At 60.0% G+C, this 25,204-nt stretch carries 22 protein-coding genes; 7 read left to right on the forward strand and 15 right to left on the reverse strand.

All coding sequences use genetic code 11. The annotated features are described in order from the left end of the window. Nucleotides 1–92 precede the first annotated feature (92 nt). From J2X66_RS16850 to J2X66_RS16860, 3 genes are read left to right on the forward strand one after another with little or no spacing between them, the layout of a single operon-like run. Nucleotides 93–1,196, forward strand: a complete 1,104-nt coding sequence (locus tag J2X66_RS16850) for an efflux RND transporter periplasmic adaptor subunit (RefSeq protein ID WP_310266301.1) — start codon at nt 93–95, stop codon at nt 1,194–1,196. Further along, on the forward strand, nt 1,193–2,257 hold the full coding sequence (locus tag J2X66_RS16855) for an efflux RND transporter periplasmic adaptor subunit (protein ID WP_310266304.1): 1,065 nt from the start codon (nt 1,193–1,195) through the stop codon (nt 2,255–2,257). Before J2X66_RS16850 ends, J2X66_RS16855 begins: the two co-directional genes overlap by 4 nt. Beyond that, complete coding sequence (locus J2X66_RS16860) at nt 2,254–5,304, forward strand: efflux RND transporter permease subunit (protein ID WP_310266306.1); 3,051 nt, start codon at nt 2,254–2,256, stop codon at nt 5,302–5,304. Before J2X66_RS16855 ends, J2X66_RS16860 begins: the two co-directional genes overlap by 4 nt. 47 nt (nt 5,305–5,351) lie before the next feature. Here the strand turns inward: J2X66_RS16860 and J2X66_RS16865 are convergent, their stop codons facing one another. The 12 genes from J2X66_RS16865 to J2X66_RS16920 form a co-directional block, all read right to left on the reverse strand. After that, nucleotides 5,352–5,981 (reverse strand): class I SAM-dependent methyltransferase, encoded by a 630-nt coding sequence (locus tag J2X66_RS16865; RefSeq protein WP_310266310.1) that lies wholly within the window; start codon nt 5,979–5,981, stop codon nt 5,352–5,354. Nucleotides 5,982–6,050: 69 nt separating this feature from the next. Continuing rightward, nucleotides 6,051–6,695 (reverse strand): methionine ABC transporter permease, encoded by a 645-nt coding sequence (locus tag J2X66_RS16870; protein WP_027922257.1) that lies wholly within the window; start codon nt 6,693–6,695, stop codon nt 6,051–6,053. After that, nucleotides 6,685–7,806, reverse strand: coding sequence for an ATP-binding cassette domain-containing protein (locus J2X66_RS16875; protein ID WP_310266314.1), 1,122 nt, complete (start codon nt 7,804–7,806; stop codon nt 6,685–6,687). The genes J2X66_RS16870 and J2X66_RS16875 overlap by 11 nt, the downstream gene beginning before the upstream one ends. A 2-nt stretch (nt 7,807–7,808) precedes the next feature. Further along, a complete protein-coding gene (locus tag J2X66_RS16880) occupies nt 7,809–8,618 on the reverse strand; it encodes a MetQ/NlpA family ABC transporter substrate-binding protein (RefSeq protein WP_310266317.1) in 810 nt (269 codons plus the stop codon). Between the two features lie 78 nt (nt 8,619–8,696). Beyond that, complete coding sequence (locus J2X66_RS16885; RefSeq protein WP_310266320.1) at nt 8,697–10,055, reverse strand: LLM class flavin-dependent oxidoreductase; 1,359 nt, start codon at nt 10,053–10,055, stop codon at nt 8,697–8,699. Beyond that, nucleotides 10,055–11,248: an SfnB family sulfur acquisition oxidoreductase gene (locus tag J2X66_RS16890; RefSeq protein WP_310266325.1), complete on the reverse strand. Its 1,194-nt coding sequence runs from the start codon at nt 11,246–11,248 to the stop codon at nt 10,055–10,057. The genes J2X66_RS16885 and J2X66_RS16890 overlap by 1 nt, the downstream gene beginning before the upstream one ends. 40 nt (nt 11,249–11,288) lie before the next feature. Beyond that, complete coding sequence (locus J2X66_RS16895) at nt 11,289–12,530, reverse strand: SfnB family sulfur acquisition oxidoreductase (protein ID WP_310266328.1); 1,242 nt, start codon at nt 12,528–12,530, stop codon at nt 11,289–11,291. A gap of 292 nt (nt 12,531–12,822) precedes the next feature. Further along, nucleotides 12,823–13,587, reverse strand: a complete 765-nt coding sequence (locus J2X66_RS16900) for a hypothetical protein (RefSeq protein ID WP_310266331.1) — start codon at nt 13,585–13,587, stop codon at nt 12,823–12,825. A gap of 492 nt (nt 13,588–14,079) precedes the next feature. Next, entirely contained in the window at nt 14,080–14,832 is a 753-nt protein-coding gene (tcyN, locus tag J2X66_RS16905; RefSeq protein ID WP_310266334.1) for an L-cystine ABC transporter ATP-binding protein TcyN, read from the reverse strand. Between the two features lie 4 nt (nt 14,833–14,836). Further along, a complete protein-coding gene (tcyL, locus tag J2X66_RS16910; protein WP_032833441.1) occupies nt 14,837–15,502 on the reverse strand; it encodes a cystine ABC transporter permease in 666 nt (221 codons plus the stop codon). After that, complete coding sequence (gene tcyJ / locus J2X66_RS16915) at nt 15,502–16,302, reverse strand: cystine ABC transporter substrate-binding protein (RefSeq protein WP_027922248.1); 801 nt, start codon at nt 16,300–16,302, stop codon at nt 15,502–15,504. The genes tcyL and tcyJ overlap by 1 nt, the downstream gene beginning before the upstream one ends. A 230-nt stretch (nt 16,303–16,532) precedes the next feature. Beyond that, the gene (locus tag J2X66_RS16920; RefSeq protein WP_310266338.1) at nt 16,533–17,525 is read right to left on the reverse strand and encodes a D-cysteine desulfhydrase; all 993 of its coding nucleotides are present in this window, start codon (nt 17,523–17,525) and stop codon (nt 16,533–16,535) included. A gap of 190 nt (nt 17,526–17,715) precedes the next feature. On the opposite strand from J2X66_RS16920, the gene epsC reads away from it, so the two are divergent. Both epsC and betT read left to right on the forward strand, forming a co-directional pair. Further along, complete coding sequence (gene epsC, locus J2X66_RS16925; RefSeq protein ID WP_027922246.1) at nt 17,716–18,642, forward strand: serine O-acetyltransferase EpsC; 927 nt, start codon at nt 17,716–17,718, stop codon at nt 18,640–18,642. Between the two features lie 426 nt (nt 18,643–19,068). Further along, the gene (betT, locus tag J2X66_RS16930) at nt 19,069–21,024 is read left to right on the forward strand and encodes a choline transporter BetT (RefSeq protein WP_177327593.1); all 1,956 of its coding nucleotides are present in this window, start codon (nt 19,069–19,071) and stop codon (nt 21,022–21,024) included. A 16-nt stretch (nt 21,025–21,040) separates the two neighbouring features. Here the strand turns inward: betT and J2X66_RS16935 are convergent, their stop codons facing one another. Further along, complete coding sequence (locus J2X66_RS16935) at nt 21,041–21,301, reverse strand: hypothetical protein (protein WP_310266343.1); 261 nt, start codon at nt 21,299–21,301, stop codon at nt 21,041–21,043. Between the two features lie 41 nt (nt 21,302–21,342). Continuing rightward, nucleotides 21,343–22,077 (reverse strand): SDR family oxidoreductase, encoded by a 735-nt coding sequence (locus tag J2X66_RS16940; protein WP_310266345.1) that lies wholly within the window; start codon nt 22,075–22,077, stop codon nt 21,343–21,345. A gap of 122 nt (nt 22,078–22,199) precedes the next feature. Between J2X66_RS16940 and J2X66_RS16945 the strand changes: the two genes are divergently transcribed. Together J2X66_RS16945 and mgrA are read left to right on the forward strand one after the other, a co-directional pair. Further along, complete coding sequence (locus tag J2X66_RS16945) at nt 22,200–23,090, forward strand: LysR family transcriptional regulator (RefSeq protein WP_310266348.1); 891 nt, start codon at nt 22,200–22,202, stop codon at nt 23,088–23,090. Nucleotides 23,091–23,230: 140 nt separating this feature from the next. Further along, nucleotides 23,231–24,268: an L-glyceraldehyde 3-phosphate reductase gene (gene mgrA / locus J2X66_RS16950; RefSeq protein WP_310266351.1), complete on the forward strand. Its 1,038-nt coding sequence runs from the start codon at nt 23,231–23,233 to the stop codon at nt 24,266–24,268. Nucleotides 24,269–24,358: 90 nt separating this feature from the next. Here the strand turns inward: mgrA and tauD are convergent, their stop codons facing one another. After that, the gene (gene tauD, locus J2X66_RS16955; protein WP_310266353.1) at nt 24,359–25,201 is read right to left on the reverse strand and encodes a taurine dioxygenase; all 843 of its coding nucleotides are present in this window, start codon (nt 25,199–25,201) and stop codon (nt 24,359–24,361) included. Nucleotides 25,202–25,204: the final 3 nt, after the last annotated feature.

A 25,204-nucleotide genomic window follows, 5' to 3' on the forward strand; every position in this document is an offset into this window, starting at 1 on the left:
CAGTTTTTTTCTTCATAAGCCGGGTGTGCAAGCTTTGAACGCTGTTCTAAGCTCTCTGTCGTATTGCCCATAAAAAAGGCCTAGGAGTTTGCATGGCGGTCACCGGATTGAAAGTCATCATGGCCTTGAGCGTCGTCACTCTGCTGACGGCGTGCGATAAAAAAGAACCCGTCAAGGAATACCTGCCGAGGGTGTTCATACAAGTCGTCAAACCGGCGGATTACGCCGCCGCGGTCACCCTCACCGGCGATATCCAGGCCCGGGTCCAGACCGAGCTGTCGTTTCGCGTGGGCGGCAAGATCATCCAGCGATCGGTAGACGTCGGTGACCGGGTGACGGCCAAACAAGTGCTGGCCCGCCTCGATCCCAAGGATTTGCAGACCAGTGTCGATTCGGCGCAGGCCCAAGTGGTCGCCCAGCAGGCGCTGGTCAAACAGAATGCAGCGGCGTTCGTGCGCCAGGAAAAACTCCTGCCCAAGGGCTACACCAGCCAGAGCGAGTACGACTCGGCGCAGGCAGCGTTGCGCAGCAGTCAGAGCGCCCTGAGCGCGGCCCAGGCGCAATTGGCCAATGCCCGTGATCAACTGAGCTACACCGCACTGATTGCCGATGCGCCGGGCATCATTACCGCGCGTCAGGCCGAAGTCGGCCAGGTGGTGCAGGCGACGATGCCGGTGTTCAGTTTGGCCCGCGACGGCGATCGGGATGCGGTATTCAACGTCTATGAAGCACTGCTGGCCGAGAAGCCGACGGATGACACCATTGTCCTCAGCCTGCTCGACAACCCCGAGATCAAAACCACCGGCAAAGTACGCGAAGTGACCCCGGCAGTGTCCGCCCAGTCCGGCACCGTGCAGGTCAAGGTGGGCCTGGACAGTCTGCCGCCGGGCATGCAGTTGGGGTCGGTGGTGAGCGCCACGGCCAAGGGCGCGGGAAAGTCTTCGGTTGAATTGCCATGGTCGGCGCTGACCAAAAACATCAGTGAACCCGCCGTCTGGCTGATCGACGACAAGGGCCAGGCCCAGCTGCATTCGGTCACGGTAGGCCGCTACCTGACGGGCAAGGTCATCATCAGCAAAGGGCTCACCGGTGGGGAGAAAGTCGTGGTTGCCGGTGGGCAATTGCTGCACCCGGGCATGGACGTCGAGATTGCCGAAAATACTGACAAGGATCTGGGTGGGGGAGCCAAGCCATGAAGCCTTTATGGGCGTTGTTCATCGGGCTGGCGCTGAGCGCCTGCTCCAAAAACGAGCCGCCGCCGGAGCCGATACGTCCGGTGTTGTCGATCAAGGTCCAGGCCCTGAAAGAAGAGGATCTGGGCCGATTTGCCGGCAGTATTCAGGCGCGCTACGAAAGCAATACCGGCTTTCGCGTGGCCGGGCGCATCGCCAGTCGTAATGTCGATGTCGGGACCGAGGTGACCAAGGATACGCTGCTGGCCACCCTTGACCCTTCCGACCAGCAAAACCAATTGCGTTCGGCTCAGGGGGATCTGGCGAAAATCCAGGCGCAGCTGATCAACGCGCAAGCCAACGCGCAGCGTCAGCAGTCGTTGTTTGATCGCGGGGTTGGCGCGCAGGCGCAACTGGACGATGCCCTGACTCAGTTGAAAACCACTCAGGCATCCCTCGATCAGGCCCAGGCAGCGGTCAGCCAGAGCAAGGATCAACTCGGCTACACCGAATTGCGCTCTGACCATAAAGCCGTGGTCACCGCGTGGAACGCCGAGGCCGGTCAGGTGGTCACCGCTGGCCAGCAAGTGGTGACCCTGGCACAACCGGACATCAAGGAAGCGGTGATCGACCTGCCCGACACGCTGGTCGATCAATTGCCTGATGATGTGGTGTTTCAGGTCGCCGCCCAACTCGACCCGAACACCAACACCACCGCGACCATCCGCGAAATCGAACCCCAGGCGCAGAGTGCCACGCGCACCCGTCGCGCGCGTCTGACCCTGGCTGAAACGCCGCCGGGCTTTCGTTTGGGGACTGCGATCAGCGTCACCCTGAGCTCGGCGATCAAGCCGCGCATCGAACTGCCTCTCACGGCGTTGCAGGAGATCGACGGCAAACCCCGTATCTGGGTCCTTGATACACAGAACAAGACCGTGACGCCCAGGGACGTCAAGGTCATCAGCCGCACCGACAGCACCGTGGTGCTGGCCGGTGGCGTCAAAAACGGTGAGCGCGTCATCACGGCCGGCGTAAACAGCCTCAAACCGGGGCAACCAGTGAAATTTGACGAGGACAGTCAATGAAAGGGCCTTTCAACCTCTCCGAATGGGCCCTCAAGCACCAGTCGTTCGTCTGGTACCTGATGTTCGTCGCGTTGCTGATGGGGGTGTTCTCGTATTTCAACCTGGGGCGCGAAGAGGACCCTTCGTTCACCATCAAGACCATGGTGATCCAGAGCAAATGGCCGGGGGCGACCCAGGAGGAAACCCTTAAGCAGATCACCGACCGCATCGAGAAAAAACTCGAAGAACTCGATTCACTCGACTACGTGAAAAGCTACACCCGGCCCGGGGAATCCACGGTCTACGTGTACCTGCGCGACACCACCAGCGCCAAGGACATCCCGGAAATCTGGTACCAGGTGCGCAAGAAGATCAACGATATTCGCGGCCAGTTTCCCCAAGGCATGCAGGGCCCCGGGTTCAACGATGAATTTGGTGATGTGTTCGGTTCGGTCTACGCCTTCACCGCCGATGGCCTGACCATGCGCCAGTTGCGTGACTACGTGGAGCAGGCCCGCGCCGAGATTCGCGACGTGCCGGGGCTGGGCAAGATCGAGATGGTCGGCCAGCAGGACGAAGTGCTGTACCTGAACTTTTCCACGCGCAAACTTGCGGCGCTGGGCATCGATCAACGTCAGGTGGTGCAGAGCCTGCAATCGCAGAACGCCGTGACCCCGGCGGGGGTGATCGAGGCCGGGCCGGAGCGGATTTCGGTACGGACCTCCGGGCAGTTTGCCTCGGAGAAAGACCTCGCCGAGGTCAACCTCAAGCTCAACGACCGTTTCTATCGGTTGGCCGACATTGCCGAAATCAGTCGCGGCTACATCGATCCGGCGTCCCCGGAATTCCGCTTCAACGGCCAACCGGCCATCGGCCTGGCGATTGCCATGCAGAAGGGCGGCAACGTCCAGGCATTCGGCAAGGCTTTGCATGAGCGGATCAACCAACTGACTGCCGACCTGCCGGTGGGTGTCGGCGTGCACAACGTGTCCGATCAGGCGGTGGTGGTGGAAGAAGCCGTAGGCGGTTTCACCAGTGCGCTGTTCGAGGCGGTGATCATCGTGCTGGTGGTCAGCTTCATCAGTCTTGGCGTGCGTGCCGGGCTGGTGGTGGCGTGCTCGATCCCGCTGGTGCTGGCGATGGTGTTTGTGTACATGGAGTACAGCGGCATCACCATGCAGCGGATCTCCCTGGGTGCGCTGATCATTGCCCTCGGCCTGTTGGTGGACGACGCGATGATCACCGTGGAGATGATGGTCACGCGCCTGGAAATGGGCGAGACCAAGGAACAGGCGGCCACGTTCGCCTACACCTCCACCGCCTTCCCGATGCTCACCGGTACGCTGGTGACAGTGGCGGGTTTTGTGCCTATCGGCCTGAACGCCAGTTCTGCCGGTGAATACACCTACACGCTGTTTGCGGTGATTGCCTGCGCCATGTTGGTGTCGTGGGTGGTGGCGGTGCTGTTCGCGCCGGTGATCGGCGTGCACATCCTCAGCACCAACGTAAAACCTCACGAAGGCGAACCCGGTCGCGTCGGCAAAGCCTTCAACGGCGGCTTGCTGTGGTGCCTGCGCAATCGCTGGTGGGCCATTGGCATCACCGTGCTGTGCTTTGCGTTGGCGGTGTTCAGCATGCGTTTCGTGCAGAACCAGTTCTTTCCGTCTTCGGATCGACCGGAAATCCTGGTGGACCTGAACCTGCCGCAAAACGCCTCGATCGACGAAACCCGCAAAGCGGTCGATCGCCTTGAGGCCGAGCTCAAGGACGACCCGGACATCGTGCGCTGGAGCACCTACATCGGTCAGGGTGCGATCCGTTTCTACCTGCCACTCGATCAACAACTGCAAAACCCCTACTACGCGCAGCTGGTGATCGTCAGCAAGGGCAAAACCCGTGAAGCCTTGAGCCAGCGGATTCGCGACATCCTGCGCAAGGATTTTGTCGGCATTGGCGGTTACGTCCAGGCCCTGGAAATGGGCCCGCCGGTAGGCCGTCCGATCCAATACCGGGTCAGCGGCAAAGACATCGACCAGGTTCGTCGTCATGCCATCGACCTGGCCACCGAGCTGGATAAAAACCCGCACATCGGCGAGATCATTTACGACTGGAACGAACCGGGCAAAGTGCTGCGCATCGACATTGCCCAGGACAAGGCACGGCAACTGGGGCTGTCTTCCGAAGACGTGGCCGAGTTGATGAACGGCATCGTCAGTGGCGCGCCTGTGACCCAGGTCGATGATGATATCTACCTGATCAATGTGGTTGGCCGTGCGGTGGATTCCGAACGGGGCACGCCGGAAACGCTGCAGAACCTGCAGATCGTTTCGCCCAATGGCACGTCGATTCCGTTGCTGGCATTTGCGACCGTGCGTTACGAGCTGGAGCAGCCATTGGTGTGGCGTCGCGATCGTCTACCGACGATCACCATCAAGGCTGCGGTGCGTGACGAGATTCAGCCGACGGACCTGGTGCGCCTGCTGAAACCGTCCATCGACGCCTTCGCCGCCACGTTGCCGGCAGGTTACAAGGTCGCCACCGGCGGTACGGTGGAAGAGAGCGGCAAGGCCCAGGGGCCGATTGCCAAGGTCGTGCCATTGATGCTGTTCTTGATGGCGACCTTCTTGATGATCCAGTTGCACAGCGTGCAGAAGTTGTTCCTCGTGGCCAGCGTCGCGCCGTTGGGCCTGATCGGCGTGGTCATCGCGTTGGTGCCAACGGGGACGCCGATGGGCTTTGTGGCGATCCTCGGGATCCTGGCGCTGATCGGTATCATCATTCGTAACTCGGTGATTCTGGTGACCCAGATCGATGAATACGAGAAGAAGGGTTATGCGCCGTGGGACGCGGTGGTCCAGGCCACTGAGCATCGACGCCGGCCGATTCTGCTGACGGCTGCGGCGGCGAGCCTGGGGATGATCCCCATTGCCCGGGAAGTGTTCTGGGGGCCGATGGCGTACGCGATGATTGGCGGGATCATCATCGCGACGTTGCTGACGCTGCTGTTTTTGCCGGCGCTTTACGTGGCCTGGTACAAGATTCGCGAACCGAAGAAAGAGGCGACTTAAAAAATCGAGCGCTTCGCGCTCTATTCGCGAGCAGGCGTCCGAACGGACTATGCAGGCCTGCGCCAAACACTCGCCAACCAAGGCTGCTGCTCCCGCGGCAGCCCCGCTGGCCGGTAGTAATGCTCCAGCTCCACAAACCCCGCCTCGGTCAGCAGTTGCTGCCATGCCGCAAGATCGTGATAAGCCCCGTAACGTGGCCCGTTCCAGCCTTCCTGATTCTCCCCACGTGGATTGGAGCTGAACAACACCCCACCCGGTTTCAACGCCCCACGCAATTCCTTCAACACTCGAGGCAGTTCCTGTCGCGGGATGTGAAACAGCACCGCATTGGCAAAAATCCCGTCGAAGCGCTCGGCTGGTAAATCCAGCTTCAAAAAATCCTGCTGCCAGACTTCGCAACCGCTGTCCTCACGCGCCATCTGCGCAAACTTTTCCGACCCGTCGAGGCCGACGGCCGTATGGCCCATGCGCGTGAACGTTTGCAGATCGCGACCGGGACCGCAGCCGAAATCGAGAATGCTGAACGGCGCTTCGCCCTGAATGTGCCGCAACAGGGCATCGATGTTCTGGCTGACATCGTGATCACGCGTGCCTTCACGGAAACCTTCGGCCACCGAGTTGTAATGGCCCAGGGTGGTGGCGGTGATCTGCTGGAGGTCGTCGGGAGTCTGTTTCATGAGGAGGCTGCGCAGGCAATTGGGGTTTGCCGAATATACGCCATGCTACAAGGTGTATGCCCCTCTCGATTAGCGCTTGTTGAGCCCACGAGCCAACCGATCCCCACCGAGCTGAATGATTGCCACCAACACCACCAGCAACACAATCACCGTCAACATGATCTGGCTGTCAAAACGCTGATACCCATACCGGTACGCAATGTCGCCCAGCCCACCGGCGCCGATCGCCCCGGCCATGGCCGACGAGTTGATCATCGTCACCAGCGTAATCGTGAACCCCCCGACAATCCCCGGCAACGCTTCCGGCAGCAGCACGTGCCAGACGATGTGCCAACGCCGGCAGCCCATCGCTTGCGCGGCTTCGATTAAGCCGAAATCCACCTCGCGCAAGCTGACTTCAGCGATCCGTGCAAAGAACGGCGTTGCAGCGATGGTCAGCGGCACCACAGCCGCCCAGACGCCATACGTGGTGCCGACAATCAGCCGGGTAAACGGAATCAGCGCCACCATCAAAATCAAGAATGGAATCGAGCGGAACAGGTTCACGAACGCCCCCAAGGCGCGGTTCAGTGTCGGTGCTTCGTAGATGCCGCCCTTGGAACTGGTGACCAGAAACACCGCCAGCGGAATACCCACCAACAGCGCGATCAATGACGACACGCCGACCATCAGGAAGGTGTCGATAAAGCCTTGCAACAAGCGATCAAACCACATAACCCAACACCTCCACCTGTTGCGCCCATTGGCTGGCGCGTTGGCACACGTCTTCGGCGTCAAACGGCGAGTCGGTGACCGCCAACAACAACTGCCCCAGCGCATGGCCCTGAATCCGTTCCACGCCACCTTGCAGCAAGCGCACGCGACCACCGAGGGCGCTGAACAAGGCGGCCAGGTCCGGCTCGTCGGTGGCGCTGCCGGTAAACTGCAAACGCAGCACCACCGCCGCCTCCGAGGAGTGCGGCAGCGGGCGCAAACGGCTTTGCAGTTCTTCCGGCAAGGCGTGTTGCAGCGGGGCGAGCAAGGTTTTGCTGACTTCGTGCTGCGGGTTGCCGAAGACTTCCCAGACCGGCCCTTGCTCGACGATTTTGCCGTGTTCAAGCACCACGACGCGGTCGCAAATATCGCGAATCACCGCCATCTCGTGGGTGATCAGGACGATGGTCAGACCCAGGCGCTGGTTGATCTCGCGCAGCAGGCCGAGGATCGATTGGGTGGTCTCCGGGTCCAGCGCTGAAGTGGCTTCGTCACACAGCAGAATCGCCGGCTCATGCACCAACGCGCGGGCGATGCCGACGCGCTGTTTCTGTCCGCCGGACAACTGCGCCGGATACGCGTTGTGCTTGCCTTGCAGGCCCACCAGTTCCAGCAGTTCGCAGACCTTCTGTTCGCGCTTGTCCTTGGACACACCGGCGACTTTCAGCGGCAGTTCGACGTTCTGCCACACCGTTTTGGCCGACATCAGGTTGAAGTGCTGGAAGATCATGCCGATCCGTCGACGCAGCGCCACCAGGCGGTCTTCATCGAACTCGCCGATGTCGACCTGATCGATCAGCACCCGACCGGTACTCGGTTGCTCCAGGCGGTTGATGGTGCGGATCAATGATGATTTACCGGCACCGCTGCGGCCGATGATGCCGAACACTTCGCCATGCTGGATCGTCAGGTCGATGCCCTGCAACGCCGCCACCGGACCTTGCTGGCCGTTGTAGGTTTTGCCCAGGCCAACGAAGCGCACATGAGCCCGATTGAGCTCCGGGAGCAGTTCGGTATGCCGGGCGTTTTTGAGCTCTGGAATCTCCAGTCGCAGTGGAGTGGCGGCTGTCATTCTCAGCTTTCCCAACCGGCTTGGTAGAGCTTGCCGTGGGCCTTGTCCAGGGCTGCACGAACGGCTGGCGAGTGCTGGTAGATGTCGACGAATTTGATCAGGCGCGGGTCGGTTTTGCTCTTCGGCTGGATCACGAACTGGATCACGTATTCCTTGTGGTCGAGGCCGTCGAACAGCAGCGCGGAACCGGCATCGAAGGTCTTCGAAAGACGGATGTAGGCCGGGTAGCCCTGGACCAGATCAGCATCGTCGTAGGCGCGCACCAGTTGTACGGCTTCGACCTGGAGGATTTTGATCTGCTTCGGGTTGGCGATGATGTCGTCTTCGGTGGCTTTGTAGCCGACGCCGGGTTTGAGCGTGATCAGACCAGCCTTGGCCAGCAGTTGCAGGCCGCGTCCGCTGTTGATCGGGTCGTTGGCGATGGCCACGCTGGCGCCTTGCGGAAGTTCGTCGAAGCTTTTGTATTTCTTCGAGTAGAGACCGACGTTGTTGATGATCCCCGGCGCGAACGGCACCAGGTCAAAACCGGACGCGGCCTTGGCGTTTTCCAGGAACGGGATGTGCTGGAAATAGTTCACGTCGATGTCGCCGGCGGCGAGGCTGACGTTCGGGGCGATCCAGTCGCTGAACTCCACCAGTTCGACTTTCAGGCCTTGTTTGGAGGCCTCTTCGACGGCGGCTTCGAGGGGGATGGCGAAGGCGGCGGTGGTGCCGATTTTCAACGGAGCGTCGGCGGCGAATACCGCCGAGCTGAACAGGCCGAGGGCCAGGGCCAGTGCTTTGAGTGGGTGGGTCAGAAATGTTTTTTTCATGTGGAATTTCCAGTCATAAGTTTTTTTGGGAACAACACAGATCAACTGTGGGCGCAGGCAAGCCAGCTCCCACAGGGTTCAATGGCGGTAGGTGGCGCCGGTATGTTGCTCAGGCAAATGCGCCTCACCCTGAAACAGCTTCTCCCGCAAGCTGCCCTGGTCATAAGCAGTCTTGTACGACCCTCGGCGCTGCAACTCCGGAATCACCAGTTCAATGAAATCCACATAGCTTTCCGGTGTGACAATCCGTGTCAGGTTGAAGCCGTCCAGGCCGGTTTCGGCGATCCACGATTCCAGTTCATCCGCCACTTGCTCCGGTGATCCGACTACCGTGATATAGCGGCCACCGAGGGCGTGTTGTTCGAGCAATTTGCGCCGGGTCCAGTCGTTGTTTTGCAGGTTTTTGGTCGCCGACTGGATCGCGTTGCTCTTCACGTACTGGATCGGTTCGTCGATGGCGTATTCGGAAAAATCGATCCCGGTCGATGCCGAAAAATGTGCCACGCCAGCCTCTGCACTCGCGTAGCTCAGGTACTCGGCGTGCTTGGCCCAAGCCTGTTCTTCAGTGGCGCCGACAATCACGTTCAGGCCCATGAACACCTTGATGTCCTCGGGATTGCGCCCGGCCTCGACGGCGCTGGCGCGAACCTTGTCCACCTGGATTTTGGTCGACGGTTTGTTCTGGCCGCTGATGAACACGCACTCGGCATGGCGCCCGGCGAACTGCAAGCCGCGATCCGAACTGCCGGCCTGGAACAACACCGGCGTGCGTTGCGGTGACGGCTCGCACAGGTGATAACCCTCGACCTGATAGAACTCGCCCTTGTGCTCGACCTTGTGCACTTTTTCCGGCTGCGCGTAGATCCGTTGCTCGCGGTCGTTGAGCACCGCGCTGTTTTCCCAACTGCCTTCCCAGAGTTTGTAGAGCACTTCCAGGTACTCGTCGGCCCGGTCGTAACGACGGTCGTGCTCGACCTGTTCGCTCAGGCCCATGGCCTTGGCGGCGCTGTCGAGGTAGCCGGTGACAATGTTCCAGCCGACCCGGCCACGGCTCAGGTGATCGAGCGTCGACATGCGCCGGGCGAACAGGTATGGCGGTTCGTAAGTGAGGTTGGCGGTCAGGCCGAAGCCGAGGTTTTCGGTCACGGCGGCCATGGCCGACACCAGCAACAGCGGGTCGTTGACCGGCAGCTGGATCGACTCTTTGAGCGGCACATCCACCGAGTTCTGGTAGACGTCGTACACGCCGACGATGTCGGCAATGAACAACCCGTCGAACAGCCCGCGCTCCAGCAGTTGTGCCAGTTCGGTCCAGTATTCGAGGGTCTTGTACTGCGTGGAGTTGTCCCGTGGATGGGTCCACAGGCCGTGGTTGATGTGCCCGATGCAGTTCATGTTGAACGCGTTGAGCAGGATTTTCTTTTTGGCGTCGGCCATCAGATGGTCCCTCGTAATGGAGGGTTTTCATCGTTCAGGTAGTAGTTGCCCACCGCGTGATACTTCCAGCGCACCGGGTCATGCAACGTGTGCACGCGCGCGTTGCGCCAGTGCCGGTCCAGCCCGTGTTCGATCAGGGTGGCCTGGCTGCCGGCCAGTTCGAACAGCGTGCTGCCAGCGGCGAGGGAAATCTCGGTGCTGATGGCCCGGGCTTCGGCGACGGCAATCGAGGCGGCGGCGACGGTCTCGGCGTTAGTGTCGGCCTGGGCTTTGTCGAGGAATTCGCCGGAGCGTTCCAGCAGGGCTTCGGTGGCGTGCAGGCGAATGCTCAGGTGGCCGAAACTCTTGATCGTCAGTGGGTCTTCGGTGGCTTTTTCATGGGTGGCGTCGATCCACGGCCGGGTTTTTGTGCGGACAAAATGCAGCGCATCTTCATACGCCGCGCGGGCGATGCCGGTGTCGATGGCGGCGTGGAGGATCTGCGCCAGCGGGCCGACAGTGGTCGGGCGTTCGAACGCGCTTTGGAACGGAATCACGTCTTCGGCCGCCACATACACGTCCTCGAACACCACCGAACCGCTGCCGGTGGTGCGCTGGCCAAAGCCGCTCCAGTCGTCGATGACGGTCAGGCCTTGGCTGTCGTGCGGCACGAATGCCAGTTGCTGTACGCCGTGTTCATCGACCACCGAGGTCGGGATGCGTTGCGCGTAAATCGCGCCGGTTGCGTAGAACTTGCGACCGTTGATGCGATAGCCGTCACCGTCGCGCTTGAGGCTGGTGACGCGGTCGTGAGCGGTTTTGGTGCCGAGTTCGGCGAGCGCATTACCGAAGCGCTGGCCGGCCAAGACTTCGGCGTACAGGCGTTGTTTCTGCGCAGGGCTGCCGTTCACACGCAGCACTTCGAGGGCGTAAAAATGGTTCTGCGGGATTTGCCCGAGCGAGCCGTCAGCCTGGGCAATCAAGGCGATCACTTTGGCCAGCGTCACGTTGGACACCCCGGCGCCGCCGTACTCCTTGGGTACACTGATGCCCCACAGGCCCGAGCGGGAAAACACTTCGAGTTCCGGGGTCGGCAAACGACGCTCGCGGTCGCGCAGCGCGCTGTCGCGTTTGAAGTCGTCGGCCAGGTCGCTGGCGACGACCAGGGCTTGCTCGTCGCTGGTTATGACCGCGACGTGGTGGGAATAAGTCATGTGTTTCTCCAGAGATCTGGTCAAAAAGGGTACGGGGTCGTCAGATCCAGGAATGCCGCGCCGGCAGCGTGCCGTTGAGGCGATAAGTGCCGATGGCGTAATACTTCCAGCGCACCGGGTCGTGCAGCGTGTGCACGCGAGCGTTGCGCCAATGGCGGTCGAGGTTGAATTCGGCGAGGGTGGCGCGGCTGCCGGCCAGTTCGAAAAGTTTTTCGCTGGCCAACAGCGAGATTTCGGTGGTCAGCACTTTGGCTTCGGCCACGGCAATCGAGGCGCGGGCGGCCGACTCGGCTGTGACGGGGGCTGCGTTCACCTGATCGAGTACTTGCCCGGCCTTGCGCAGCAGCGCTTCGGCGGCGTGCAATTCGATTTTCAATTTGCCGATATCGGCAATCACGTAGAGGTCGTCACTGGCCCGTTCAACGTTGGCGTCGATCCATGGGCGCGCGCGGGTTTTCACGAATTCGATGGCGTCGTCGATGGCACCTCGGGCGATCCCTGCGTCGATGGCGGCTTGAATCAGTTGCGACACGGCGCCCTGGAGATTCGGCTTCTCGTTGATCTTCCAGTTGTCCACCACCAGATCGGCGTCGACCCGCACGTTGTTGAGCAAAATGGTGCCGCTGGCGGTGGTGCGTTGACCGAAGCCCGACCAGTCATCCACGATGCGCAGCCCCGGCGTGCCGCGACGGACGAAGGCCAGCACTTGCTTGCCGTCATCGTTCAATGCTTTGACCGCGACCCAGTGGGCGAACAGTGCGCCCGTGGAGTAAAACTTCTGGCCATTGAGGACAAAACCATCACCGTCGGCGGTGATTCGTGCCTTGAGTTCCAGGGTGTTTTTAGTGCCGCGTTCGGGCCCGGCATTACCGATGCGCCAACCGTCGAGCACGCTCTTGAACAGCTGCTTTTTCTGCGCTTCAGTGGCGCTGCCCAGTACCAGGTTGAGAATGCCGAACTGGTTCTGCGGGATCTGTCCCAATGCCGGGTCTGCCGCAGAAATGATCGCGAACACCTCGGCGACGGTGACGAACGAAACCTGTGGACCACCGTACTCACGGGGGATGGCAATGCTGCCTAAACCGCTGCGGGTGAACTGTTCGATTTCCGACCATGGCAACTTGCGCTGGCGGTCGCGTTTGGCCGCATGCAGACGAGCGACTTGCGCCAGTTCATGGGCGGTTTTGAGGGCTTGTGCGTCGTTGCGCAAGACTTGCGCGGGCAACAACAGGGGGGCGATGTCCAGATCACTCTGAACGATTGCATCTGCCAGACTGGACATCAGTGCCGCTCCTTGGCTGCACGCAATGCCCTGGCGATCTGCACTGGGGTGATTGTGTTCCGGACCATACCTACCTCACATCTCATGGGATCGTCGCGCGGTGGCGACGAGTAAAATCAAGAATGTCCGGTGGTCCGGTGTATATACCCTAAACGTGTATAAAAAATTAATAAACTAACTTTTAGGAATATATATAGAAGGGGTGGCGTACACCCATTTGATAAGTGTGCGCATACCCCTGTAGCAGCTGGCGAAGGCTGCAGGATTGAGTTCGCCCAGTGTCAAAGGGGGCTCAGCGTTTACGCGGTTCGGCCGCCATCAACATCTCCTTCTGCCGTACCTTCAGATAGGGATTGGCGCAACCGATGTTCAGCCAGCGAGGTGGTGCCCAACGCGAGTTGTTACCCACGCGGTCGAGGATGCAATAGGTCACTTCCAGCCGCAGGTCTTCGCCGGCTTCGAGAATGATTGCCGGCGGCACCCAGACCTGAATCGGCTGGCCCACCTCGTCGGCCTTGAGCTTGGGCAGGTCCATGCGCACATCGCCCCAGCGCACTGTTATTTCGTCGTCGGCGGCCATGTTCAGGTAGGGCTCGATGGTCAGTGGTACGCCACGCTTGATCTGGTTCGGATTGACCCCTTGGCGGCGAATGGTCTCGGGCAGGCCCACGGGTGCCAGGCTTTGGTTTTCGTCGCCGCACTGGGCCGATAACGGGCCACCAGGGCAGTCCAGTTTGATCTGGACCCGCGTCGCCGGCGACAACGCGGGCCCTTGTCCCACCTGCATGATCTTGTAATGAATGCGTGCGTTACCGTTGGCGATGAAGCTTTCCGGCACGCGCAGGCCAACGACTTCACCGACGTCGTCGGCGCCCAGCACGCGGGAAGCGACGTAGCAGTCGTCCCAGAACAGTTCGATCAGGTCGCCAACGTCCATGCCGGGGTAGGGCGCCACGTCGATCATGAGATGAGCCGCCGAGATCATGTTGACGCCGGCCTTGTGCGATTGCGCCAGGGTCGGGGCCGCAAGTTCGGGTGTGTTCGAAGTGCTTGTCATGGTTTTTCTCCTTGAAACCTTGCAGCGAAGTTCCGTTTCTGAAAGTTCAAAGGCGCGCATTACCCGGCAACAAATCGGCTTATTACTTGAAGGTTTAATAAGGCTGAAGTGCAAAGGTTGGCGCCTGTTGGCGACTAGATAAGAGTGCGCTTGAATAGGTGTCAATAGAGTTGGCTAGTTAAGTGCTGGATCACCTGTTAATCAGAATAATCCTACGTGCTGAAGTTAATAAGCTGCGGCGAGCTGTCGAACATGGCTACGCTTTTAGGCACGACATCACGCCGGCGGTGGCCAAGGGTTGCACGTTGTCGAGAGCTGGGTTCGACAAACTTTAGCCGAGAAAGATCTATTGCAGGACATATATATATGTACCGCACCAGAAGTGGGCTGAGTCATTTAAAGTCGTGGGGTAGAAGTAGGCGGGGAGGAGTTCTGTTGAAGAGTTAGTTGTTACTTCCATCCATGGAAGTTAAAAAATGGCGAGGCGAGATTTCAGTGGGTGTTGTTCAAGAACTTGCTGAGGAACTGTTTTGTCCGTTCTTCTTTCGGGTTGGCAAACAACGCTTTTGCTTCGCCTTGTTCAACGATTACACCCTTGTCGAAAAACACCACGCGATTGGCGACGTCCCGGGCAAAACCCATTTCATGAGTGACAATGACCATGGTGCGCTTCTCCTCGGCGAGGCTGCGGATGGCCGCCAGCACCTCACCGACCAGTTCCGGATCGAGCGCCGAGGTCGGCTCGTCGAACAGGATCACTTCCGGCTCCATCGCCAGCGCCCGGGCAATCGCCACGCGCTGTTGCTGACCACCGGAAAGGCGCCGCGGGTAAGCATCTTCCTTGCCCGCCAGGCCAACCCTGGCCAAGAGCTTTTTGCCCAGGGCAACGGCTTCGGCGTGCGGGATCTTCTTCACGATGATCGGGCCTTCGATGACGTTTTCCAGAGCGGTACGGTGCGGGAACAGGTTGAAGTTCTGAAACACGAAGCCGACGTGTTGGCGCAGGCGTCGTACCAGACCTTGCTGCTGGTTCAGCGGGCGGCTGCCATCGATCTCGATGTCGCCGACCTTGATCCGGCCGCTGCTGGGTTCTTCCAGAAAATTCAGACACCGCAGGAACGTGGTCTTGCCCGAGCCGCTAGGCCCGATGATTGCCACGACCTCGCCTTCCTGCACTTCAAGATCGATGCCGTTGAGCACGACTTGACCCTTGAACTGCTTTGTCAGTTTTTCCACGACAATCATGGGGTCAGGACTCCTGGTCGTGCCGATTGACCCGCGCTTCCAAGGTGTTCTGCAGGTGCGACAGCACCGTGGCCAGAATCCAGTAGATCAGCGCGGCGGCAAGATACATGGTGAAGACTTCGAAAGTCCGGGCGGTAATCAGTTGTGCCTGTCGGAACAGCTCCGGCACCTGAATGGTGGCGGCCAGTGCCGTGTCCTTGACCAGCGAAATGAAGCTGTTGCCCAGCGGCGGCAAGGCCGTGCGCATCGCTTGTGGCAGGATGGCCCGGCGCAGGGTTTGCGCGCGGGTCATGCCGATACTTGCGGCAGCTTCCCACTGGCCGCGCTCAATGGAGCTGATCGCGGCACGGAGGATTTCGCAGGCGTAGGCCGCCATGTTCAGTGAGAAGCCGATCAGGGCGGCCGGCAGCGGATCAAGTTCGATACCCAGTTGCGGCAAGCCGTAATAGATCACGAACAGTTGCACCAGCAACGGCGTGCCGCGAAAGAACGACACGTAGATGCGGGCGATCCAGCTCACCAGCTTGAAACGCGACAGGCGCATCAGCGCCAGGCCGAAACCCATCACCAGGCCGAAGAACATCCCGCCGAGGCTGAGGATTACTGTGAAGTACGCGCCCTTGAGCAGAAAGGGCGCGGAGTCCAGTGCGAGTTGGAAAGCTTCTTCCATTATTTGGTGACGTCAGCTTGGAAGTATTTTTCCGAGATCTTGGCCAGGGTGCCATCGGCACGCAGCTCGTCGAGGGCCTTGTTCACGGCTGCCAGCAGTTCTGGCTCACCTTTGCGCAGGGCAATGCCGGACTCCTGACGGGAGAACGCTTGACCGGCAGCGACTGTTTTCGGTGCTTTCTTGGCGTATTCAAGTGCGGCCAGGCGGTCGATCAGGATGGCATCGGTACGGCCATTGTTCAGGTCGGCAAACTTGGTCGGATCATCGTCGTAGGTGCGCACGTCAGCGCCCGGCACGTTGGCGCGGACCCATTGTTCGTAGTTGGTGCCCAGGCCTACACCGACTTTCTTGCCGGACAGGTCAGCGGCGGTCTTGATGTTCAGCGCGGCTTCCTTGTCCTTCAGCACCAACGCCTGAATCCCGGAGATGGTGTACGGTTCGGAGAAGTCATACTTCTTCTTGCGCTCGTCGGAGATGGTGACCTGATTGACCACTACGTCCAGGCGCTTGGATTCCAGAGCAGCAAGAATACCGTCCCACTTGGTTGGTTGAATCTTGGCTTTGACGCCCAGCTTTTTAGCCAGTGCTTCGGAGAGCTCGACTTCGAAGCCGGCCAGTTTGCCGTCGGCGTCAACGAAACTGAACGGTGGATAAGTGCCTTCCAGACCGACGTTGATCACGCCAGCGTCCTTGATTTTTTGCAGTTGCTCACCGGCAACGGCCTGGCCGAGCAAACCGGCGCTCAGCGCCAGGCCCAGCGAACCAACCAGCAGGTTTCGACGTAGTGCGGAAAAATTCATGACAAGCCCCTGTGTTTTCTTATGGAAGACGCTTTAGGAATGTTGGCAAATCCGGGATTTGGACGACTGCGATATCCTGCCCTAAAGCAGCATATGCGTCTCGCTGCAAATTCGCCTGCGGCGCGACTATATGATGATGTACATAGATTGGAAAATACTAAATATTGTTTTTGTTATTCTTTAAGTGCATATGCAGAAGGTGCCCCACGCAAGAGCGTGGGGACGATCAGTTACAAAAAGTCTTTGTAGGCGAACAACGCCGGTGCCCCACCGGTGTGCAGGAAGATAATCGGCCCCTCATCGAATCGACCGCGTCCGATCCCGTCCAGCAACCCGGCCATGGCCTTTCCGGTATAAACCGGGTCCAGCAGCAAGCCTTCCTGACTCGCCAGCAGCTTCACTGCTGACAGTGTTCCGGCATTCGGCTCGCCATAACGCGGCCCGAAATATTCGTCCCACAGTTCAATTGTGAAACTCGCTGGCAACTGTACGCCGAGCAGTTCGGCCGTACGTTCGGCGAGCCCCTGGACTTTCGGGCGCTGGTCCTCATCACTGCGGGAAACCGTGACGCCAATAACTGGCAAATCCGGCAGCGCTTCACTGAGGGCCAACGCCAGCCCGCTGTGGGTGCCAGCGCTGCCCGAGGCCAGGACCACGGCGGCGAATTTCAGGCCGGTGTCCTTGATCTGCTCGGCCAGCTCCAGCCCGGCGCGCACATAGCCCAGCGCGCCCAAGGCATTGGAACCACCAATCGGCACCAGGTACGGCTTCTTGCCGTTATTGCGCAGGCGATCGGCCAAGGCCTGCAATTGCTCGTCGGCGTTGTCGAGGTTTTCCACCAGCTCGACCTTGGTATCGAACAGGTCCAGCAACAGGCGATTGCCATTGCCGAGATAACTGGCGTCGTCGGTGCCCAAAGGGTTTTCCAGCAGTGCGACGCAGCCCAGGCCCAGTTTGGCGGCAATGGCTGCGGTCTGGCGCACGTGGTTGGACTGCAGCGCACCGGCGGTGATGAGCGTGTCGGCGCCTTGTGCCAGAGCATCGGCGGCGAGGTATTCGAGCTTGCGCAACTTGTTGCCGCCCATGGCCAGTGGCGTCAGGTCATCGCGTTTGACGTACACATCGCGGCCCAGCCAGGTCGACAAGCGTTCAAGTTTTTCCAGGGCAGTGGGGTGGCCGAGTAAATCGAGACGGTTAAAGCGAGCGAGCTGTTGTTTGATCATGGGTCCGTACTGGCGGAGAAAGATGACAGGACTATAGGCACGCCCATTTGCCTGGGCAACCGCCAATCGCTTATAGCCAAAGATTCTGAGCTCTGCACAATTGGTTCTTAATTCGGCCTCAAGACCATGCCGTAAAGTAAACGCCGTCAGCGCGGCCAGACAGTCCGGCCGCCCGTGAGGAGTTTTTACCGTGAGCGAGCGTTCCAGTCATTGGCAACTGCAGACCATCGTCAGCCAACTGCGCACGGCGCGTTCGCAGTGGCGTGCACAAAATGGGCGTGCCAGCACCGAGCAGGGCGGGCGCGAATTGCCGTCGCGAGCGGCCATGGCGGAGATACTTGAAGCGCTCTGCGGGGCGTTGTTCCCGATGCGCCTGGGGCCGGTGGATTTGCGCGAAGAGAGTGAAGACTTCTACGTCGGCCATACCCTCGATGTGGCGCTCAATGCGTTGCTGGCCCAGGCACGACTCGAATTGCACTATGCCGCTCGCCACAGCCAGCAGGCGGAGGCCGACATCGAGGCGAAAACCATTCAGATCATTCAGGACTTCGCGCTCGCCTTGCCGGGACTGCGCAGTTTGCTGGACAGCGATGTGCTGGCGGCCTATCACGGCGACCCGGCGGCGCGCAGCGTCGACGAAGTGCTGCTTTGCTATCCGGGCATTCTGGCGGTGATTCACCATCGCCTGGCGCACCATTTGTACCGCGCCGGGTTGCCGTTGCTGGCGCGGATCAGTTCGGAGATCGCCCACTCGGCCACCGGTATCGACATTCATCCTGGCGCGCAGATTGGTCGCAGCTTCTTCATCGATCACGGGACGGGCGTGGTGATCGGCGAGACCGCGATTATCGGTGAGCGCGTGCGGATTTATCAGGCGGTCACGCTGGGCGCCAAGCGCTTCCCGTCCGATGAAGACGGTCAGTTGCAGAAGGGCCATCCGCGGCATCCGATTGTTGAGGATGATGTGGTGATCTATGCCGGTGCGACGATTCTGGGACGGATCACGATTGGCAAGGGTTCGACCATTGGCGGCAATGTGTGGCTGACCCGCAGCGTGCCGGCGGGGTGCAACCTGACGCAGGCGAATTTGCAGCATGATGATGGGACGCAGAAGTAAGTCGCGAAATCTGCGCTGACTGATCCATCGTCTTCGCGAACAGGCTCGCTCCCACAGGGTTTTTGTGGTGTGCGCAGTAGTGCGGACTTACCCAAATCCACTGTGTGAGCGAGCTTGCTCGCGATGGTTTCATGGGAACCGAGATAATCGCATTCCGCTAAATCTCAACTGAACGAATCCTCAAAAAACCTCCTCTTACCCATCCCTGAGCTAGCGTACGAACAGTACCGCCGAGCCCCGGGATTAGTCCTTAGCCCCCTATCCATGTTTAACTTGAACGTTCATTCAAGTTAAACCGGCGGTTCGCTGCCCGCTCACAACAGGAGGCTTGCCTTTGCTGAGTCCGATTTCTACAGCCACGTTTTACACCCTTGAGGTGCACGTTTCATGAGTGCATCGTCCCTTCCTCCAAGCGGCCTGGTCCGCATGAACCCTCCGGTGTTCTACTTCTCCGCGAGCTTCATTCTGCTCTTTGGCATTGTCGTAATCGCCATGCCTGAACAGGCCGGTGCCTGGCTGCTGGCGGCGCAAAACTGGGCGGCCAATACGGTCGGCTGGTACTACATGCTCGCGATGACCCTGTATCTGGTCTTCGTGGTGGTCACCGCCTTGTCCGGCTACGGCAAGATCAAGCTCGGTGCCGACCACGACGAACCCGAATTCAGTTACCTGTCCTGGGCCGGCATGCTGTTCGCCGCCGGGATCAGCATCACGCTGTTTTTCTTTTGCGTGTCCGAACCGCTGACCCACCTGGCGCAGCCACCTCAAGGCACGGCCGGTACACCGGAGGCTGCGCGTCAGGCGATGCAGATTCTGTTTCTGCACTGGGGCCTGCACGGCTGGGGCGTGTTCGCTTTTGTCGGCATGGCGCTGGCCTACTTCGCCTACCGTCACAACCTGCCGCTGGCTCTGCGTTCGGCGCTGTACCCGCTGATCGGCAAGCGCATCAACGGTCCCATCGGTTACGCGGTGGACGGATTCGGCATCATCGCCACGGTGTTCGGCCTCGGTGCCGACATGGGGTTTGGTGTGCTGCACCTCAACTCCGGCCTGGATTACCTGTTCGGCATCGCCCATACCCAGTGGATTCAGGTCGGCCTGATCACGCTGATGATGGGCGCGGCGATCATCGTCGCAGTGTCTGGCGTCGATAAAGGCGTGCGGGTGATGTCCGACATCAACATGCTGCTGGCCTGCGCGCTGCTGCTGTTTGTGTTGTTCGCCGGCCCGACGCAGCACCTGCTCAACACCCTGATCCAGAATATCGGCGACTACCTCGGCGCCTTGCCGATGAAGAGTTTCGACCTGTACGCCTACGACAAACCCAGCGACTGGCTGGGCGGCTGGACGGTGTTTTACTGGGCCTGGTGGATCGCATGGTCACCGTTCGTGGGCCTGTTTATCGCGCGGATTTCCCGTGGCCGGACCATCCGCGAATTCGTCTTCGGCGTGCTGCTGATCCCGCTCGGTTTTACCCTGGCGTGGATGTCGATCTTCGGCAACAGCGCCATCGATCAAGTGCTCAACCACGGCATGAGCGCGCTCGGTATGTCAGCCATCGACAACCCGTCGATGACCCTTTACCTGCTGCTGGAAACCTACCCATGGAGCAAAACGGTGATCGCCGTGACGGTGTTCATCAGCTTCGTGTTCTTCGTCACCTCGGCTGACTCCGGCACGGTGGTGTTGTCGACGTTGTCCGCCAAGGGCGGCAACCCGGACGAAGACGGGCCGAAATGGCTGCGGGTGTTCTGGGGCGCGATGACCGCACTGGTGACCAGTGCGCTGCTGTTCTCCGGCAGCATCGATGCGTTGAAGTCGGCGGTGGTGCTGACTTCGCTGCCGTTCTCGCTGATCCTGCTGCTGATGATGTGGGGGCTGCACAAGGCGTTCTACCTGGAGTCCCAGAAGCAGATTGCGCAACTGCATTCCCTGGCGCCGGTGGCCGGCTCACGACGCGGTGGCTGGCGTCAGCGCTTGAGTCAGGCGGTGCATTTCCCGTCCCGGGATGAGGTGTATCGTTTTCTCGATACCACGGTGCGCCCGGCGATCGAGGAAGTGTCGGCGGTGTTCGTCGAGAAGGGGCTGAACGTGATCACGCAACCGGACCCGGTCAACGACAGCGTCAGCCTGGAAATCGGTCACGGGGAAGAGCATCCGTTTATTTATCAGGTGCAGATGCGCGGTTACTTCACGCCATCCTTTGCCCGTGGCGGCATGGGCTCCAAGCAGCTCAACAACCGTCGTTACTACCGGGCAGAGGTGCATTTGAGCGAGGGCAGTCAGGATTACGATCTGGTGGGTTACACCAAGGATCAGATCATCAACGACATCCTTGACCAGTACGAACGGCATCTGCAATTTTTGCATTTGGTTCGTTAGTAACGCGGGGCCTGTTTCAGGCCTCGGCGCTCAACACCATGAACAGCACCAGCGCCGCCACCGGCACACTGAACACCACCGTGCCGATCCCCAGCTCCGAGCTCAAGGACTGGCCGGCAGTGACCACGCCGATGGCGCCGTTGATCACGGTCAGCGCCAGCCACAGGACCACAAAGCAGAAGGTCAGGGTCTGGCGGCTGAAGCCGATCTTCTCGCCGATGAACAGCATCATGGCGAGGAGGGCCAGGCCGAAGGTGATGATGATGGCTGTGTGCATGGTGGGTTCACCTGGTCGCTGCGGTGTCAGTTTGAGTTTAGTTAAACCAGCCCGCCATTAGCGCGCAAAACCTGCCCGTTGACCCAGGCCGAATCCGGCCCCACCAGAAACGACACTACCCGAGCAATATCCTCCGGCTGACCCAGGCGCTCCAGCGGAGGCATCTTGGCGAAGTTCTGAATTTGTTCCTCACTCTTGCCGTGCAAAAACAACTCGGTGGCCACCGGCCCCGGCGCCACGGCATTCACGGTGATGTTACGCCCGCGCATTTCCTTGGCAAACACCTGGGTCAACGATTCCACCGCCGCTTTGCTGGCGATGTACACCGCGTAACCCGGCAAGTTAAGGCCGACCGTGCTGCTGGAAAAGTTGACGATCCGCCCGCCGCTGTTCAAACGCGTCGCCGCTTCGCGCAAGGTGTTGAACGTGCCACGGGCGTGGATATTGAAGGTCTGTTCGAACAGCTCATCGGTGTGCTGCGCCAGCGGCAGCACCTTGAGGATGCCGGCGTTGTTCACCAGCACATCGACATTCCCCAGCTGTGTTTCGGTCTCGTCGAACATCCGGCGCACGTCGTCGGCGTTGGCCACGTCTGCCTTGATCGCTATGGCTTGATGGCCGGCCTGACGCAACTCCACCACCAGGGCCGAGGCTTCGGTGGCGCTGCTGGCGTAATTGACGACGACGGCGAACCCGTCGCTGGCCAGTTGCCTGGCGATTACGGCGCCAATGCCGCGCGAGGCGCCAGTGACGATGGCAACTTTCTGAGTAGTCATGGTGTTGATTCCTGATGAGGTAGTGGGCTCGGTGTGAAGCCAGATTCACATGTTTACTCAGGCTGATAAATGCACGAGAGTTGCCTTGACTGTTCAATTATCGCCAACAATCGGGAGCCTGCGTGGATCAAGTCAAAGCGATGAAAGTGTTCGTGCGGATCTACGAACGCAACAGCTTCACCTTGGCGGCCGAAGACCTGAACCTGCCGCGCGCCACGTTGACGCACACCCTCAACCAGTTCGAAGCCTGGCTCGGTACGCGGTTGCTGGAGCGTAGTACGCGCAAAGTGCGCCCGACGCTGGACGGCGAGGCGTATTACCTGCGCTGCGTGCAACTGCTGGCAGAATTGGAAGAAGCTGAGTTGACGTTTCGCGGCTGTGCACCGAAAGGCCGGTTGCGTGTCGACCTGCACGGCACACTGGCGAAAAGTTTTGTGATCCCCGCATTACCGCAGTTCATGGAACGCTACCCGCAGATCGAACTGTCCATCAGCGAATCCGACCGCTTTGTCGACTTGATCGCCGAAGGCGTCGACTGCGTCCTGCGCGCGGGCACGCTGAGTGATTCGGCACTGATCGGAAAACGCATCGCCCACCTGCGCCAGATCACCTGCGCCAGCCCGGCCTATCTGCGCAAATACGGCGAACCGAAAACCCTCGACGACCTCAAGCATCACCGCGCGGTGAACTACGTCTCGCGCACCACGGCAAAACTGTTTCCGTTCGAATTCATGGTCAATGGCGAACTGAAGGAAGTCGCCATCGACGGCGCGCTGTCAGTGTTCGGCGCGGAAATCTACGCCGCCTCGGCGATCGCCGGACTGGGGCTGATCCAGTGCCCGCATTACCGGATGGAAGCGCAGATTGCCCAGGGACTGGTGCAGGAGGTGCTCATCGACGCGCCACCCCCGCCGATGCCGGTATCGGTGCTGTATCCGCATAACCGCCACATGTCGCCACGGGTCCGGGTGTTTGTGGATTGGTTGGGGGAAGTATTTGCGGGAGCCAATTGAGAGCAGAGCGTAGGAACGATCATTTGTGAAACGTTTCAGCATTTTGTCGAGTCCGAGGTTTATCGGCGTTTGTCTGGGCGTATGCTGGGCAACTTGCGACGCAGTCGATACCACATTCAAGACCGACAAGAGAGGATTCGATGACCTACACCGCTGCCGAAAACCGCTACGATTCCATTCCTTACCGCCGCGTGGGTCGCAGCGGTCTGGTGCTGCCGGCGCTGTCCCTGGGCCTGTGGCACAATTTTGGTGACAGCACGCCGATCGCCACCCAGCGCGCGTTGTTGCGCACGGCGTTCGACCTGGGCATCAACCACTTCGACCTCGCCAACAACTATGGCCCGCCGTACGGCAGTGCCGAGATCAACTTCGGTCGTTTGCTGCGTGAAGACTTCAAGCAGTATCGCGACGAGCTGATCATCTCCAGCAAGGCAGGTTGGGACATGTGGCCGGGTCCTTATGGGCAGGGCGGTGGCTCGCGCAAATACGTGCTGGCCAGCCTCGATCAGAGCCTGCAGCGTCTGGGCCTGGATTATGTGGATATTTTCTATTCGCACCGCTTCGACCCGGACACCCCACTGGAAGAAACCGCCAGCGCGCTGGCCACCGCTGTGCAACAGGGCAAGGCGTTGTACATCGGTATCTCGTCGTATTCGGGGGTGAAAACCCGTGAGATGGCGGCACTGTTGAAAGAGTGGAAAGTACCTCTGCTGATTCATCAGCCAGCCTACAACCTGCTCAATCGTTGGATTGAAAAGGACCTGCTGGACGTCACCGATGAACTCGGCACTGGCGTGATTGCTTTCACGCCGTTGGCGCAGGGCCTGCTGACCGATAAATACCTCAACGGCATTCCGCAGGATGCGCGGGTCAATCGTCCGGGCGGTGGTTCGTTGCAGTCCTCGCACCTGTCCGAGGCCAACATTGCGCATGTGCGTGGGCTTAACGAAATTGCCAAGCGCCGTGGGCAGAGCCTGGCGCAACTGGCGTTGGCGTGGACGCTGCGCGATCCTCGGGTGACCTCGGCGCTGATCGGTGCGAGTCGGCCGGAGCAGATTATCGAGAACGTCGGGGCGTTGAAGAATCTGAGCTTTAGCTCGGAGGAACTGGCGGAGATTGACCGGTTTGCCCAGGAAGGCGGGATTAATCTTTGGGAGAAGCCTTCGACGGCTGAGTAAGTGTTCGGCGCCAGGTCTCTGGCGCCTGTTCCGCCACCTTCGCGAGCCTGCTCGCGAAGAGGCCATCAAACCCACCAAGGTCTTCAGGCTTCACCGAAAAAAAGGCACATCCCCCAACACTGTCGCCCGCTGCATCACCCGCCGCGCCGGTCGGTAGTCATCTACGGCGTAATGCTGTGTCACGCGGTTGTCCCAAAACGCCACGTCATCCTTCTGCCAGCGCCAGCGAATGGTAAATTCCGGTCGCGTCGCATGAGCAAACAACAATTTCAAAATCGCTTCGCTCTCGGTTTCCGACAGTTCATTGATCTTCGACGTGAAGCCTTCGTTGACGAACATCGAGCGTCGTCTGCTCACCGGGTGGGTGCGAATCACCGGGTGCGATAACGGCGGATTCTTGCGCCGCGCCTCTTCCCACTGAGCCAACGCTTCAGGCGTATTGCCGTAGCGCTCAAGTGGGAACGAACGAGTGAAATCGTGAGTCGCAGTCAGCCCTTCGAGCAAGGTTTTCATCGGCGCCGACAGCGCTTCATAGGCAGCAATACCGCTGGCCCACAACGTGTCGCCACCAAACTCCGGCAGCAACTTGGCACTGAGCACCGCGCCCATGGCTGGGGTCGGCAGGAAGGTCACGTCGGTGTGCCAGATCGCGTTGTCGCGCACGTCGGTGACGGCGGTGTCGAGGATCAGCACTTCCGGTTGTTCCGGCACATTCGGGTAGATGGGATGGATGTGCAGGTCGCCGAAATGGGCGGCGAATCGCGCTTGCTGTTGCGGGGTGATCGGCTGGTCGCGGAAGAACAGCACTTGATGCTTGAGCAGCGCTTGCTCGATGGCGTTGCGTTGTTCCAGGCTCAACGGCTGGCTGATGTCGACGCCGCTGATCTGTGCGCCAAGGGCGGAGCTTAAAGGAACGATGTTCAGGCTATTCATGGT

The sequence above is a fragment of the Pseudomonas sp. 3296 genome (assembly GCF_031456615.1).
In the GTDB taxonomy this organism is placed as follows: Bacteria; Pseudomonadota; Gammaproteobacteria; order Pseudomonadales; family Pseudomonadaceae; genus Aquipseudomonas; species Aquipseudomonas mucoides.

Coding starts and splice junctions, on each gene's coding strand:
- mgrA (WP_310266351.1), top strand. CDS start 23,231: ATGACCTACACCGCTGCCGAAAACCGCTACGATTCCATTCCTTACCGC.
- J2X66_RS16860 (WP_310266306.1), top strand. CDS start 2,254: ATGAAAGGGCCTTTCAACCTCTCCGAATGGGCCCTCAAGCACCAGTCG.
- tcyJ (WP_027922248.1), bottom strand. CDS start 16,302: ATGAATTTTTCCGCACTACGTCGAAACCTGCTGGTTGGTTCGCTGGGC.
- tcyL (WP_032833441.1), bottom strand. CDS start 15,502: ATGGAAGAAGCTTTCCAACTCGCACTGGACTCCGCGCCCTTTCTGCTC.
- J2X66_RS16900 (WP_310266331.1), bottom strand. CDS start 13,587: ATGACAAGCACTTCGAACACACCCGAACTTGCGGCCCCGACCCTGGCG.
- J2X66_RS16875 (WP_310266314.1), bottom strand. CDS start 7,806: ATGACAGCCGCCACTCCACTGCGACTGGAGATTCCAGAGCTCAAAAAC.
- tauD (WP_310266353.1), bottom strand. CDS start 25,201: ATGAATAGCCTGAACATCGTTCCTTTAAGCTCCGCCCTTGGCGCACAG.
- J2X66_RS16880 (WP_310266317.1), bottom strand. CDS start 8,618: ATGAAAAAAACATTTCTGACCCACCCACTCAAAGCACTGGCCCTGGCC.
- J2X66_RS16870 (WP_027922257.1), bottom strand. CDS start 6,695: ATGTGGTTTGATCGCTTGTTGCAAGGCTTTATCGACACCTTCCTGATG.
- J2X66_RS16865 (WP_310266310.1), bottom strand. CDS start 5,981: ATGAAACAGACTCCCGACGACCTCCAGCAGATCACCGCCACCACCCTG.
- tcyN (WP_310266334.1), bottom strand. CDS start 14,832: ATGATTGTCGTGGAAAAACTGACAAAGCAGTTCAAGGGTCAAGTCGTG.
- J2X66_RS16855 (WP_310266304.1), top strand. CDS start 1,193: ATGAAGCCTTTATGGGCGTTGTTCATCGGGCTGGCGCTGAGCGCCTGC.
- J2X66_RS16920 (WP_310266338.1), bottom strand. CDS start 17,525: ATGATCAAACAACAGCTCGCTCGCTTTAACCGTCTCGATTTACTCGGC.
- J2X66_RS16895 (WP_310266328.1), bottom strand. CDS start 12,530: ATGTCCAGTCTGGCAGATGCAATCGTTCAGAGTGATCTGGACATCGCC.
- J2X66_RS16890 (WP_310266325.1), bottom strand. CDS start 11,248: ATGACTTATTCCCACCACGTCGCGGTCATAACCAGCGACGAGCAAGCC.
- betT (WP_177327593.1), top strand. CDS start 19,069: ATGAACCCTCCGGTGTTCTACTTCTCCGCGAGCTTCATTCTGCTCTTT.
- J2X66_RS16850 (WP_310266301.1), top strand. CDS start 93: ATGGCGGTCACCGGATTGAAAGTCATCATGGCCTTGAGCGTCGTCACT.
- J2X66_RS16885 (WP_310266320.1), bottom strand. CDS start 10,055: ATGGCCGACGCCAAAAAGAAAATCCTGCTCAACGCGTTCAACATGAAC.
- J2X66_RS16940 (WP_310266345.1), bottom strand. CDS start 22,077: ATGACTACTCAGAAAGTTGCCATCGTCACTGGCGCCTCGCGCGGCATT.
- J2X66_RS16935 (WP_310266343.1), bottom strand. CDS start 21,301: ATGCACACAGCCATCATCATCACCTTCGGCCTGGCCCTCCTCGCCATG.